This is a genomic window from Kitasatospora sp. NPDC004669 (assembly GCF_040609455.1).
Classification (GTDB): Bacteria; Actinomycetota; Actinomycetes; order Streptomycetales; family Streptomycetaceae; genus Kitasatospora.
Genome location: NZ_JBEXKB010000087.1, coordinates 1 through 13,901 on the forward strand (window position 1 = coordinate 1; position 13,901 = coordinate 13,901).

Here is a 13,901-nt window from a genome sequence, read left to right on the forward strand (position 1 = left end):
GACCTGCGCCGGGGACAACCCCGAACGGATGCGTTCCGAGGCCGCGTTCGCCCACCTGGCCGGGGTCGCGCCGATCCCGGCCTCCTCCGGCCGCATGCACCGCCACCGCCTCAACCGCGACGGGGACCGGGCGGCGAACAACGCCCTGCACACCATCGTGCTGGTCCGCATGCGCCACGACGAACGCACCCGCGCCTACGTCGAGCGCCGCACCACCGAAGGGCTGTCGAAGAAGGACATCATGCGCTGCCTCAAGCGATTCGTCGCCCGCGAGGTCTACCGCGCCCTGACCAGCACACCAACCGCACAGATCACTCAAACCGACCTCGCTCCTGCGGCTTGACGTCTATAGGAGCATCCCGTCCGTCAAGGACGTGGGCCGAGGCCGGCCCGACCCCGTTCCGGGCGGGTCGGCCGCCTTAGCCTGGGCCGATGCCAGGGCATCGGGAGAGAAAGCGTCAGCAGCAGGACGGCAGGTCGAGGTGAGTCGACGGACGCGGTGTGGGAGCGGATGGAGCGCGACCTGGACGACGAGGACGACCGGGACCCCGAGACCCACGAGGCCGCCACGACCGGCGCCTTCTCGAACGAGCCGCCCTTCCGACGCTCACGGCACCTGACGGCCCGCTGCCCTGGCCCGGCCCGCACCAGCGGGCCGGGCCGCTCTGCTTCCCACGCGAGCGCCGACTCCTGCGGTGTGCTCCGACAAGTGGTCCGGCGCACCGGCCGTGGTGCTCCCGCCGTTCGGGAGCCACTGGTATTACTGGCCGGTAATTTGGCTGATCACCATCTCCCCTGATTGTGCGTCAGATCGCTACGCTCCGGCAATCGATCGGTTCGAGCACAGATGGAGCGCGTGATGGAACGACCCACCCCCAGCCGTGGACGCCGGACGGCGAGTGCCGTCCTCGCGGCGACGCTCGCCCTCGGCGGGGCCGCCGTCGCACAGCCCGCCGTCGCGGACCCGCCGCTCGCGGCCGCGGCGGGTGTCGGGTCGTTCCGCCTGGCCGACGTCCCGGTGAAGGATGGCGTCGCCCTCAGGGCCGACGTGTTCACTCCGGCCCTCGGGACGCCAGGGGCCGATCCGCAGGGGCGGTACCCGTTGCTGGTGCAGCCGGCCAGCTGGGGGCAGAACGACCTGGAGTACGTCGCCCAGGGCCGTGCGCTCGCCGCTGACGGGTACGTCGTCGTCACCTACACGGTGCGGGGTTTCTGGGGCTCCGGCGGGGAGGTCGACGTCGCCGGGCCCAAGGACGTCGCGGACATCTCCACGGTGATCGACTGGGCGCTCGCGCACACCCCGGCCGACCCGGACCGGGTCGGCATGGTGGGGCTCTCGCTGGGCGGCGGGCTGACCCTGCTCGGCGCCGCCTTCGATCCACGGATCAAGGCCGTCGCCTCGCTCAGCGGCTGGGCCGACCTCACCGACTCGCTCTACAGCGGGCAGACCCGGCACCTGCAGGCTGCGGCCGTGCTCGCCGGCATCCAGGCCCCGACCGGCCGCAAGAGCCCCGAGTTCGCACGGGTGCTGGACGACCTCTTCGCCGACCGCGACCTGCCCGAGGTCATCGACTGGGCGGACACCCGCTCCCCGGCTCGCTACCTGGACCGGATCAACGCGAACGGCACCGCCGTCCTGATGGCCAACGCCTGGGGCGACAGCTTCTTCAACCCCAGCCAGGTCACCGACTTCTACCAGCGGCTGACCGTACCCAAGCGCCTCGAACTGCGCCCGGGCGACCACGCGAGCCAGGAATTCACCGGACTGCTCGGACTGGACAACGCCACCTGGAACAGCGCGCGCTCGTGGCTCGACCGGTACGTCAAGGGCGCCCCGGCCCCGGACACCCGACCGCAGCCGGTCCACCTGAAGGTGCGGCCCTCCGGCGCGCCCGAGAACCACGCCGACTGGCGGTCCGTCAGCTCCCGCACCGAGCACCTCACGGTCGGCGCCGAAACCCTCGGTGCCGACACCCCCGGCGATCCGGCCTCCGCGAACTGGCGGACCACCGTGCGCGGCGGTACCCCCTCCGGCGCGAGCGGCGGCGTCGCCCTGCTGTCCGGGATGATCGACCAGGCGGTGCACCAGCCGCCGACCGTGGTCGTCCCACTGCTGGCCCGCTCGGCCGCCGTCGTCCGGCAGTCGAGGCCCTACCCGCAGGGCCTGTCGCTGCGCGGCGTCGCCCGGGTGCACACGACGGTCACCGCGACGGCCCCGCAGGGCACGGTCGTCGCCTACCTCTACGACGTGGACGCGCTGGGCGTCGGCCGGCTGATCTCGCACGCGCCGCAGAGCTGGTCCGGGCGCACGCCCGAGCAGCCGTTCCCACTGGATGTCGCGCTCTTCGCCACGGCCTACGACCTGCCGGCGGGCCACCGCCTGGCACTGGTGCTGGGCACCCGGGACGCCCTGTACGGCGGGCGGACTCCGCTCGGCTCCCGGGTGACCTTCGGCTCGACCACGGCCGACCCGGCCGACCTGACGCTGCCGGTGCGCTGATCGTCCGGCCGCTGCCGGGAACCCCCAAGAGCGTGCGGGCCCGGGAGATTCCCGGGCCCGTGGGCTCCCAGCGGCGAGCGGCCGTCCGGCCCTGAGGTCGTGGAGCCACCGACCGACGCCGCGCCGGCCTTCCGGAGGTGCGTTCCGTGGGTAGCGGACGAGGACGTCGGCGGGCGGCTCCCGCGTCAGGTCCTGCGCTCGGCGGCGGCGTCCAGGCCGGCCAGGGTGCGCTCGCGGCCCAGGACTTCAAGGGACTCGGACAGCCTGACGTCGTGATCTCGCTCTCCGACGTGAACTATGCCTGGCTCAAGATGTTGTCCGCGGACAACATCCCCGCCCCGGCCGCGCGGCCTGTCGTTGCCGAGCCGTCGCAGGCCTTCGTGTTGTCCGCGGACAACACGGCGCACGAGACCGCGCCGGGTAGGGGAGTGGCGCCGGCCGCGGTCGCCGCTTCGGCGCCCCAGATGTTGTCCGCGGACAACATGAGAGGGAACGTCGGTTGCGCCGGGCTGCTCCGGCGGGCTGGAGATGTTGTCCGCGGACAACATCGACCGGCAGGCCGGAGCAGCCGGGGGATATGGATGGAAAGTCTGAATTGCTCTGTGTCGCGTGTACTGACATCAAGCCAGCGGTTAGTAAACTCCCCTCATGACCGCACCAGCCATGCCCGATGACCGGGACAAGGTAGTTACCAAACTCCCCCAGCAGTTGCGGCGGGAGCTGAAGATCCGCGCCGCGACCGTCAACATCTCAATCCAGGACGCCGTCACCCAGGGCATCCAGGCATGGCGGGAGGCCGACCACCCGCTCGACCCGATCGACACCGCACGGTCGGACTCGTTCTCCACCTACGTCCCCTCGGCGCTGTACAAGGCCTTCCGCGCGGACTGCTCGGACCGCAGGCTCAACTTCAACCAGGGCCTCGCGCAGGCGATCCGGCTTTGGCTGGATGCGAACCCGCTTCCCCACCGCAGTCGGCCGCAGACCGGAGCCCGGCGCGTGGCGTTCGGCAACCAGAAGGGCGGGGTCGGCAAGACCGCCATGTCCGCCGGGGTCGGCCAGGCCCTCGCGGAGATGGGCTACCGGGTCTGCCTGGTCGACTTCGACCCCCAGGGCCACCTCACCAAGCAGTTCGGCCACGACCACCTCCCGATCAAGGGCGACAGCCTCGTCAAGAACATGTGCGGCGAACGGCAGGCCGACCTGCGCGAGCTGCTCATCGAGATCCCGGGGGAAACGTTCGGCGACCGCCTGCACCTCCTGCCGGCCTGCACCGACGGCTTCCTGCTCGACGCCAAGCTCGTCTCCTCCCGCGACATCCGCGTCAAGGAGACCGCCCTTGAAAAGGCTCTCGGCGCCATCGAGCGCGAGTTCGACTTCGTGATCGTCGACTGTCCCCCGAGCCTCGGGTACGCGATGGACAACGCGATCTACTACGCACGGACCCGCGACGGCGAGCCCGCGGGCAGCTCCGGCATCGTGATCCCGGTTCAGGCCGAGGACTCCTCCGCCGACGCCTACACCCTCCTGCGCGAGCAGATCGACTCCCTCTGCGACGACCTCGACATCAACGTCCACGACCTGGGCTTCGTCGTCAACCTCTACGACGTCCGCAAGGGCTACGTCGTGACCTCCTCGCTCGACTCCTGGAAGAGCCTCGGCCACCCCGAGGTGATCGCCGTCGTGAACGACCTGAAGGACCAGCGCGAGGCCGTGCGGATGAAGACGCCGCTGCTCGTTCACGCGCCCGACAGCGACCAGGCCGACGTCATGCGCGACATCGCGAGGAGGATCGCCAAGTGAAGGCAGCCGACCGACTCGGACCCGGGGGCGCCTTCGGGGCCATCAGCCGCACGCCGCGCAGCGAGCGGGGCCGGGCCAAGGCCCAGGCCGAAGGAGCGATTCCGGACTACGAGATCCAGCGCCTCCCCCTGAACCGGGTCGCGCTGTGCCCCATGAACCCCCGCCGCTACTACGGCACGGAGGAGCAGCGCGAGGCTCTGGGACAGAGTCTGGCGAAGAAGCAGACCACGGCGTGTGTCGCGGTCACCCGCGCCGCCTACCTCGCGCTGTGGCCCAACCACGTCCGCCTCATCGGCGAGGAAGCCGAGTTCGTCCTCCTCAACGGCGAGCGCCGTCACCGCTCCGCCTCGCAGGTGGGGCTGGAGGTTCTCGACTTCGTGGTCCGCGACGACCTGGCGACCAGCCCGGCCGACTTCATGGACTACCTCATGGCCGAGAACGAGGACCGTGAGGACTTCAACATCATTGAGCGGGCCATGGGCCTGGAGCAGCTCCTGAAGGCTTGCGATGGCAACGCCGCCGAGGTCGCCCGCCGTCGTGGCCGGGACCGCTCCTGGGTGGGCAACCAGATCCTGCTCCTGACCCTCCCCTCGGCGATTCAGGACCGGCTGGCCACCGGTGAGATGGCCGAGCGCTACGGTCGGCGCCTGGCCCGCGCCTACAAGGACGACAAGTCGCTGACAACCGACGGTCTCCTCGCCCTCGAGGAGCAGCTCAAGGAGGAAGAGCGCGCCAAGCGCATCGCCCAGCGGGACGCGCTCAAGATGTTGTCCGCGGACAACATCCCCGCCCCGGCCGCGCGGCCTGCCGTTGCCGAGCCATCGCAGGCCTCCGTGTTGTCCGCGGACAACACGACGCACGAAACCGAGCCGGGTAGGGGAGTGGCGCCGGCGGCGGTCGCGGCTTCGGCGCCGGAGATGTTGTCCGCGGACAACACAGGCCGGCCCGCGGCCCCGCGGGACGAGGATGCGGGCGCACCAGTGCCGGATCGGCAGGAGCCGGTCGATCGCCCTGCCGAGACCCAGCAGGCTCCGCTGCCCAGGCAGACTCCTGCCCCGGACCCGACGCCCGTCCCCACGGCACGTCAGCTCGTACAGGCGCTCGGAGCGACCGTCGACGAGCAGGCCGCGACGCTTCGCGCTGGGCTGGACTCCGACGGGTTCCTCGCTCTGGTCGAGGTGCTGCACGCCCACGTCTAGTCGCGTCTGCTCGCCCTCACGCGTGGCACCCGATGTTGTCCGCGGACAACATGTGGCCCCGGCATCGCCGGGGCCACGCTGCTTCTCCAGCGATCGCCGCTCCAGGAATTGCATCTTCATGGCAGGAAAGTGACCTGCAGAAAGGCCTCTTGTGGCGCCTTTCAGGATGCTGCCGGTACGTCGGGCTTGTCGACCGGCCGACAAGCCGCCAGAAGGCTCTTCTAGAGATTTCGATCATGATGATGATCGTTCTAGTGGCGAAACCTGCCTTGACGTCTGCCGTGAGCGACCGTCTCCTCGGGTCGATCCGATGGCCTGCCGGGCGACGGCACACATTCATGACACTCCCCACGGAGTTGGCCAAGTCGGGGCGAGTGGCAGTCCTCGGCGAGGGTGTGGGCGGAAGAGCACGACCGAAGAAGTCGCAGTCGCTTCCGGGTCCTAGCGTGTTGACCGGGCGTGGGAGTGGACCGTCCCTGACCGGGGAGGGGCTCTCGCGCCGGTCCGTGCGGTCTCGGTCGTCCCTCCGAAGGAGCCTCGATGAACCATCCCCCAGGAATGCCGGGGATGGGGGCATGGCGTCCTCCGTGGATACGGCCGGTGCGGTGCTCTTCATCCTCTGGACCATCGCGATGTGGACGGCTGTCGCCGGTGCGGCCGTCGCGTCATCCTGTGGGACCGCGGGCTGTCCGATGTTGTCCGCGGACAACATCGGGTGCCCATGGGCTCGTCGGGCTCGGATCCGGGCAACGTTCACCGGACAGGCCCGGTCAGGGCGGCAGTCGAGGCGGTGTGGGTCGGGGAGGAGGCCTGAACCCGGCAGCGCCAGCAGAGGCCGCCGGATACCGCGGGCCGGTCGCAGTGTGCCGTGCCGTCGCTGGTGCAGCGCTGGGCCGGGAGGGCTATGGGGGTGGCTGCCTGCGAGGTGTGCCCGCAGCTGCCGCACAGGCCTGACATTCCCACCGGGCGGGGGCGTTCGCAGCCGGGGCAGCATTGGCCGAAGCGCGGGAGAAGGGCCGGTCCGGTGGGTGCGGTGCTGGCGCGCGGGGCGGGTACGGTCGGGGGGCGCCCCGCCGGGGCGTGGGAGGCGGCACGGCGGATGGTGATGACCTCCCGGCACGTCCGGCACGGGGCGCCGGACGACCAGAGCACTCCGGTCTCGCAGTCGGGGTCGGCGCAGCCCCAGCGGGGCAGTGCGACGCCCAGGAGCCATCGGCCGACGTCGCGGATGTCCGACGGGCTCGTGGCGGCCAGACGGGCCGTCAGGCGGCCCCGCAGCCTGGCGTCGTCGGTGCCCGTGCGCAGCTGGCGGCCGACTTCGCGGCCGATGAGGCGTTGCGTGAAGGTGTTGGCCCCGGGCAGGAGCCAGCGGACGGGCTCGAGGGCCGCGTGGACGCGGGGGCTGTAGGTGAGTTCGGGGGCGTGGGTGTCGGGGTGCCCATCCGCGCGAAGCGCGAGACGCGGGGGCGAGGGCTGAGCCGCCGCCGGCTGACCCGGGAGGGCCGACTCACCTGAGCGGGCCGTTTCGGCCGGACGCACCGCTTCCATCGGCCCGGTCGCGGGGCTTCCCGCGGCCGTACCCACCGGTACCTCGCCTACGGCGGGTGAGACAAGCGGGCGTTCGTTCTCGGGTCGGTCAGTCATGAGGTCTTCTTTGTACGCGAGCGATCCGTCATCAACTCGGGAACCTGATCCGTCATCAACAACAGAAGACCCGGGCGTGGCAAAGAGGTCGAACGGGTCACCGGGGCGGGGTGCCGGTTCGCCGGTGGCGAGGGTGAAGAGGTGGCGGCCCTGGGTGCCGGCGCGGCGGTCGACGGTGACCCAGCCGGTGGTCTCCAGGGCGTCGATCACCTTCCCGGCGGCTTCCGTGGTGATCGGGCGGCCCGCGCGGCTGCCCGAGTGGTGGCGCAGGTGGGCGGCGAGTTCGGTCTCGGTCAGGGCGATCTTCTGGGCGACGGCGTAGGCGATGACGGCGTACGCGCGCAGCTGACGCGGGGTGAGGTCCTCGCTGGCGGCGACGGGCAGCCAGACGAAGCGCTCCGAGGATGTCATCGGCCGCACGCGGCGCAGGCACGTGGTGCCCCAGCCGCCGGGCATGGAGCGGCGGGTGTTCTCCGGCAGTTCGATCACGTTGTCGGGTGCGCCGGAGCGGAGCTGGGAGATGCCGCGTTCGACGGTGGATTTCGACAGCCCGAGGTAGGACGCGAGCGTGCGGGCGCCGGCGGTGCAGCCCTCGGGGCGCTGGGCCAGTGCCTTGACCTTGATGTAGACGCTGAGCGCCGCGTCCGCGTAGAACGGGGACTCCACGATGCGCATGGGGACCTTGACCCGTTGCCGACGCTGCCGTGGGGTGATCACGTCCCGCGAGTCGATTTCGCCGGACGGCTGGAAATTACGGGATGTTTGCTTCATCATATTGCCCATCCCTATGGCTGTTCGACCCGTGCGGGAGTCTGATCACTCCGGCCGGGGCAGTGCGGTAGCAGACCCTTCTCATACGGGAGGTGCTGCTTCTGTGTTCGTGTCATGTGGATGTCTCCGTGTAGGGAGGCGAGAAGCCCTCATCGGCTTCGGTTCGGCAGAACCTTGCTGTGCGTTCGTTCGGGTTGGCGCCTGGAACGAGCGGTGGCCCACTGAGTTGGCGCTCGGTGGGCAGTTGACCTCTGGCCCGCTCCGGGTGCCTGGCAGCACCTGGAGCGGGCCGTCATGGCGGCGGCCACCCGTGGCGGGGGCCGCCGCCACGTTTTCTGCGGACTGTCAAGCGAGCGGCGCGGTGGCGACCTTGGCGAAGAACACGAGTTCCTCGTTCTGCCAGGCGGTGACGTTCACACAGCGCCCGCCGCCCGAGTGCGGGGCGGTGGAGCTGGTCTTGATCCAGCAGGGGCTGTCGAACTCGACATAGCGGTGGAACAGCGCGTCCATCGAGACGGGGACGGCCCCGATTCTGCCCGGCTCCAGCGCGTGGACGGCCTGGCGTGCGGCCTCCAGCAGCACCATGCCGGGGACGTGGTCGACGGGGTGGTCGAACAGCACGGGATGTGCGGTGTCGACCCTGAGCTGCCACGTGCCGGACTGGTCGGTGGGGGTGAGCACGACGTCCCGCACCCGGTCGCGGCCGACAGTGCTCGGGGTGGCGGGGGCGGTCGGCTCGGGCGCCCCGGCGAACATGCGGTCGACGTCGGCGCGGCCGGTGCGCAGCCGCTGGTAGAGCACGGGGGCGTGGGAGCCGAAGCGGGTGCTGGCGGTGGCCAGCGGTACGCCGTCGCGAACGACCTGGAAGTCCATGGTGAAGGCCACCGGTACGGATCGGCGGTAGCTGATGTCGGAAGCCGTCACGTGCAGTTCGATCTCGGCGGGCGCGTTCGTGATGCACATGGCCCGGGCGCCGGGGCTGAGCTCGTAGGAGAAGTGGGACCAGCTCATCTGGTGTCCGAAGGGGACACCGTAGGAGGTGTGCGTCAGGAGCGGCAGGGTCTGCCGGATCGTCTCGCAGAGCATCAACGGATCGTGCAGTCCGTGCTCCGAGAGGTAGAAGCTGTGGCTTCGCGGCCACTGGGCGGTGACGACGAAGGTGTCCTGGCCGGTGCTGCGCCAGCCGCTCAGGAACACCTCGGAGAACGCGGCGCGGTGGACGTACTCGCGGGCCACGGTGGTGGTCAGAGCCGGGCGTGCGGGTGCGACCGGACGCACGTGAGTAAGCAGCATGATTGCCTCCCCCTAAGCAAACCAAGGCCTCCGGACGGCGATGACCGGGGCTGGATGTAAAATAAAGGGTGTTCGTTATGTTTGTCGACTGGGTCCCGGAGGACTGATGGCTGAGCCCAAACAGGAGCGGGCGCTGAAGACGCGGGAGGCGATCCTGCGTGCAGCGGCCGAGGTGTTCGACGAATGCGGTTTCAGCGGCGCGAGCATCAGCAAGATCATGGATCGCGCCGGTGTGACCCAGGGTGGGATGTACTTCCACTTCAAGTCGAAGCAAGGGCTCGCGCTGGCCGTCATGAACAGCCAGCAGGACCACGTGGAGATTCCGGCGGGGGAGGAGGGGCTGCAGCGGATCATCGATATCACCTTTCACGTCGCTCGGGAGCTCCGGCGCAACGTCGTGTTCCGCGCCGGTGTCCGGCTCGCCGTCGAGCAGGGGGAGATCGGTCTGCAGGACGCGACCCCGTACGAGCAGTGGGTGGACCAGTTCTACGAACAGCTGCTCGTGGCGCGAGGCCGAGGCGAGTTGCTGCCTGATGTGGACGAGAAGGAGTTCGCCCAGGTGATCGTGGGTTCCTACAGCGGCACCCAGCTCTTCTCGCAGATCGCGACCGGTCGGCAGGACCTCCCCCAGCGCGTGGCCGCGCTGTGGCGTTACCTGTTGCCGTCGGTCGCCACGGTAGAGGCGAAGGCGCGTCTTCGGGCCCGGGCGGAGGATTTCGAGTGGGACGAGGCGTAGGGCCGCGCCGCGTCGTGCTGACCGGCGCCACCGGCTTTGTCGGTTCGGCGGTGCTGCGCGAACTGCGGGGCTGGCTCGCGGAGGAGAAGCAGGGTCACGGGGCGTCACAGCCCGTCGTCCGGACGGTCGGCAAGCGCCCTTCCGCCGAGGCCGACGGCGAGTGGTTCCCCGCCGACCTCGCGGACCCCGCCTCCCTGCGCGGGGCCTGCGAGGGGGCGGACGTGCTGCTGCACCTGGCCGCGTCGCTGAGTTCGGACGAGTCCGAGTGCGCCGCGGTCAACGTCGTAGGGACGGCAGCTCTGATGGCCGAAGCCGAACGTGCCGGTGTGGGGCGTATTGTCCATCTTTCCACAGCAGCAGTTTATGGTCCGGGTCCACACCATGGTGACGAAATCGGAAAAATCGTACCGGCTCCGGTTTCGGCGGCCAGTCGGACCCGACTCGCCGCCGAGCGGCCCGCGTTGGCGGCGGGGGCGACGGTGCTGCGGCCGGGGCTGATCGTCGGTCAGGGGGACCGCTGGGTGGTCACCGTCCTGGCCGAACTCCTCGACCGGGTGCCCGCGCACTGGGACGGCGGGCGGGGCAAGCTGTCGATGGTCGGCGTCACCGACCTCGCCCGGCTGGTCACCGGCCTCGCCGCTCGGCCCGCCCCCGGGGCGGGCGCGGTGTTCCATGCCAGCCATCCGGCGCCGGTGCGCAACCGGGACCTGATGGCGACGCTGGCCGGGCACGGGATCCTGCCGCGGGTCGACCGTGACCTCACCTGGGCCGAGTGTGTGCGGCGCCTGGAGGAAGTGCCGGGTCGTGTGAGCGAGCGTCAGTTCGCGCTACTGGCACGCGATCACTGGTACCGGTCCGAGGATGTGTGGACCGCGGCCGGATGCCGGCCGGGACCCGGCCCCCTGGTCCGCATCGGGGAGGCGGCGCCGTGGTACCGCTCGCACCTGGCGGCGGTCCGATCGGGCTGATCCGCCCCCGGGTGCCGGGGAGGGCGTCTCACTGGTCGGGGTCGGAGATCCGTGGCCGGACGAGGCGCCACACCCGCGTCAGCTCCTCGGTGATGGCCTCGGAGGAGGCGGCGGGCCCGTCGTCCCGGATCCGCGTCTCGGCCCCCGCGACGAGCAGCCGGGCCAGCGCCGTGACGTCGCCGGGTGCCGCCGGGGAGAGCAACTCCCCTCCCTCGTGTGCCAGTTCGGCCAGGCGTCTGATCTCGGGAAGCCAGAACGTCGACCAGTCGGGCGAGCCTGGCCGCTCCCGCCCCAGTCGCGCCGTCGACTGTACGAAGACGTTCTTCTCCAGGAGGCGGGACAGTTCGACCGTCAGCTCGGTGAGTAGGTCCAGCCATGGGGCCGACACCTCGGTCACCCGCTCCAGCGCGCACTCCACCACGAACTTGCCCCGCGCCTCCACCGTGTCGGCCAGCTCGGCCTTGGTCTTGAAGTGGAACGTCAGGGCTCCCATCGACAGGCCGGCCTCCTGCTTGATCTGCACCAGGGACGTGCCCTCGTAACCGTTGCGGGCGAACTGCAATGCCGCCGCCCGAACAAGGACGTTGCGGGTGCGCATCGCCCTTTCCTGCTTCACCATGCTCTCTCCGAGCCCAAGACCGTTAGCCAGTGACCAGACTGCGCGGCGCACGAGCCTTCCGGCAAGCGCGAGTTGCCGAAGATGCGCCAGGTTCGACGGAAACCCGGCCGGGGTCGGCCGGCCGTCGCTCCCGGCCGGCGAGCGCCTCGCCCGACCATGCGTCAGTACGACAAGGTACCCCCAACAAAAAAAGAGGGTGTTCGCTATTATTTTGCCGTACCCGCCGGCCGCGTGCGGGCACGGGGAGGACATGTCATGCTCACACCCTCACTTCCGGGCTCCGGTGTCTCGGTCCTGGGGTTCGTCGAGAGGATCTTCGACGCGCTGCCGCGCGTGGACCAGCGCCGCTGGGCGCACGTCTACCTGCGCAGCATGCTCAGCACCCCGGGGCGCAAGTCGGTGCGGCGCCTCGCGGCCGGGGCCGAGGACGCGCCCAGGGTGCTCCAGTCGCTGCACCAGTTCATCAACGGCAGCCCCTGGGAGTGGGCCCCGGTCCGTGCGGAGCTCGCCCAGTGGACCGGGCAGGGCCTCGCCGCCCGGGCGCTGGTGATCGACACCGCCGTGCTCCGCAAGAGGGGCGAGCACTCCTGTGGCGTGCACCGCCGCTTCGTGCCCGCCACCGGCCGCTCGGTCACCTGCCAGGTCGGCGTCGGGGCCTTCCTGGCGACGCTCGAGGAGGCCGTTCCGGTCGACTGGAGGCTGCTGTTGCCGGCCTCGTGGACCGAGGACGCCGAGCGCCGGGAGCGCACGAGGATCCCCGACGAGGTGGGCCGCTGCTCGGTGGCGCGGCAGGCGCTCGACCTGGTCGACGCCGTGGCGGCCTCCGGGTCCGCTCCCGTGCCGGTGGTGGCCGACTTCAGCGGTGAGGGCGGGGCCGAGGCGCTGGTGCACGGACTCGGGCTGCGCAAGCGGGACTTCGTGGTCGCGGTCCCGGGGGGCCTGCGGGTCACGGCCGGCGGCCGGAGCGGCGTTCTGCCGCAGCGCTCGGGCGCGGCGCAGCCCGCCGCGACGGAGGCCCGCGCCCTGCTACCCGGTGGGCGGGCGGATGCGGCGGGGCAGAGCGCCGTGGTCTCCCGGGCCGGGCAGAGCCGCGTGGTGACCGTCCTGGGCGGCACCGTCGGACTGGCCGGCGCGCCCGGGGGCCCGCGGCAGTACCGGCTCTTCAGTGTCCGCACCCCGGGCTCCCGCGGCCAGGCGCGGCTGTGGCTGACCAACCTGACCCATGCCCGGCCGGAGAGCCTCTGCGACTTGACGCTCCATCACGCGGTGGCGCAGCGTACGACGGCCCGGCTGGAGGCCGACTTCGGGCTGGCGGACTTCGAGGGGCGCTCCTTCCCGGGCTGGCACCACCACATGACGATGGTGTCCGCCGCCTACGCCTACCAGCGGCTCGGCCGGGGCGCCGCCGCGGAGCCGCTAGCGGCGGCGGGGTGAGGCCGACGGGTCCGGCTCAGGCCGGGTGACTTCCCAAAGTCGCGGGATGTGCGCCTCCGGACCCCGAAAACATAGCGAATGTTCTTTATGATTTGAGGGTCGGGCGCACCGCTGCCCGGCCAGGATCACGGGTCCAAAAGACCCGTCGCTACGGCAGGGGGGCGTTGCGTGTCAACGGCAGTGGAATTCCGCATCCTGGGGCCAGTGGGGGTCCGCGTCGGCGGGCAGGAGGTCCACCTCGGCGGGACCAAGCCCAAGACCGTGCTCAGCTCGTTGCTCCTGGCCGGGGAACAGGTCGTCAGCGATGACAGACTGAGCTACGTGCTGTGGCGCGACCGGCCGCCGAGAACCAGCGACGCGCAGATCTACACGTACATATCGAGGCTGCGGAAGGCCTTCGCCGGACACGCCAGCATCGCCCGCCAGGGCCAGGGTTACGCGATGTCCATCGGCGCGGCGACGTTCGACTGGAAGCAGTTCACCCAGCTCTCCGCACAGGGGCGGTCCGCTCTCGCCAACCGCCGGTACCGGCTGGCCTCGCGCTACTTCACCGAGGCCCTCGACCTGCAGAGCGGACCGGTGCTCACCGACACCACCGAGTACCTGCTCAGCGAGGAGGCCGCCCAGCTGACGGAGGCGAGGGTGGTGAGCATGGAGGGGCAGATCGAGGCGAACCTGGCCCTGGGACTCTACGAGGACGTGGTGCCCGACCTGTTCCGGCTGGTGGCCAAGTACCCGTTCCGAGAACGGGTGAGAGCGCAGCTGATGCTCGTCCTGCACCGCTGCGGCCGCCAGTCGGAGGCCATCGCCCTCTATCACCAGGGACGTCGGCTCCTGGCCGAGGAACTCGGCGTGGACCCGGGCATCCAACTGCGCGAGGTCTACCAGGGGATCCTGATGGGCCGCCCCGAACTGGGCGACGCGGCCTGATGAC

At 70.8% G+C, this 13,901-nt stretch carries 11 protein-coding genes; 8 read left to right on the forward strand and 3 right to left on the reverse strand.

From position 1 onward, the window contains the following. The 4 genes from ABZW30_RS40615 to ABZW30_RS40630 form a co-directional block, all read left to right on the forward strand. Window positions 1-343, forward strand: a 343-nt coding sequence (locus tag ABZW30_RS40615; protein ID WP_355676334.1) for a transposase, incomplete at its 5' end; no start/stop codon positions are given. Between the two features lie 516 nt (window positions 344-859). Then, a complete protein-coding gene (locus ABZW30_RS40620) occupies window positions 860-2,500 on the forward strand; it encodes a CocE/NonD family hydrolase (RefSeq protein WP_355676335.1) in 1,641 nt (546 codons plus the stop codon). Between the two features lie 648 nt (window positions 2,501-3,148). Then, the gene (locus ABZW30_RS40625) at window positions 3,149-4,303 is read left to right on the forward strand and encodes a ParA family protein (RefSeq protein ID WP_355676336.1); all 1,155 of its coding nucleotides are present in this window, start codon (window positions 3,149-3,151) and stop codon (window positions 4,301-4,303) included. After that, on the forward strand, window positions 4,300-5,502 hold the full coding sequence (locus ABZW30_RS40630; RefSeq protein ID WP_355676337.1) for a ParB/RepB/Spo0J family partition protein: 1,203 nt from the start codon (window positions 4,300-4,302) through the stop codon (window positions 5,500-5,502). Before ABZW30_RS40625 ends, ABZW30_RS40630 begins: the two co-directional genes overlap by 4 nt. A gap of 753 nt (window positions 5,503-6,255) precedes the next feature. Here the strand turns inward: ABZW30_RS40630 and ABZW30_RS40635 are convergent. Together ABZW30_RS40635 and ABZW30_RS40640 are read right to left on the reverse strand one after the other, a co-directional pair. Next, window positions 6,256-7,920, reverse strand: coding sequence for a hypothetical protein (locus ABZW30_RS40635; RefSeq protein WP_355676338.1), 1,665 nt, complete (start codon window positions 7,918-7,920; stop codon window positions 6,256-6,258). A 342-nt stretch (window positions 7,921-8,262) separates the two neighbouring features. Then, a complete protein-coding gene (locus ABZW30_RS40640) occupies window positions 8,263-9,210 on the reverse strand; it encodes a ScbA/BarX family gamma-butyrolactone biosynthesis protein (RefSeq protein WP_355676339.1) in 948 nt (315 codons plus the stop codon). A gap of 106 nt (window positions 9,211-9,316) precedes the next feature. Between ABZW30_RS40640 and ABZW30_RS40645 the strand changes: the two genes are divergently transcribed. Beyond that, window positions 9,317-9,946 carry a ScbR family autoregulator-binding transcription factor gene (locus tag ABZW30_RS40645; protein WP_355676340.1) on the forward strand — a complete coding sequence of 210 codons (630 nt, stop codon included), beginning with the start codon at window positions 9,317-9,319 and terminating at the stop codon, window positions 9,944-9,946. 14 nt (window positions 9,947-9,960) lie between these two features. After that, window positions 9,961-10,914, forward strand: a complete 954-nt coding sequence (locus tag ABZW30_RS40650; RefSeq protein ID WP_355676354.1) for an NAD-dependent epimerase/dehydratase family protein — start codon at window positions 9,961-9,963, stop codon at window positions 10,912-10,914. Between the two features lie 28 nt (window positions 10,915-10,942). Here ABZW30_RS40650 and ABZW30_RS40655 read toward each other — a convergent pair whose 3' ends face one another. Further along, complete coding sequence (locus ABZW30_RS40655; RefSeq protein WP_355676341.1) at window positions 10,943-11,533, reverse strand: TetR family transcriptional regulator; 591 nt, start codon at window positions 11,531-11,533, stop codon at window positions 10,943-10,945. 255 nt (window positions 11,534-11,788) lie between these two features. Between ABZW30_RS40655 and ABZW30_RS40660 the strand changes: the two genes are divergently transcribed. Continuing rightward, on the forward strand, window positions 11,789-12,967 hold the full coding sequence (locus tag ABZW30_RS40660) for a transposase (protein WP_355676342.1): 1,179 nt from the start codon (window positions 11,789-11,791) through the stop codon (window positions 12,965-12,967). 204 nt (window positions 12,968-13,171) lie between these two features. Further along, window positions 13,172-13,897: an AfsR/SARP family transcriptional regulator gene (locus ABZW30_RS40665; RefSeq protein WP_355676343.1), complete on the forward strand. Its 726-nt coding sequence runs from the start codon at window positions 13,172-13,174 to the stop codon at window positions 13,895-13,897. Window positions 13,898-13,901 lie beyond the last annotated feature (4 nt).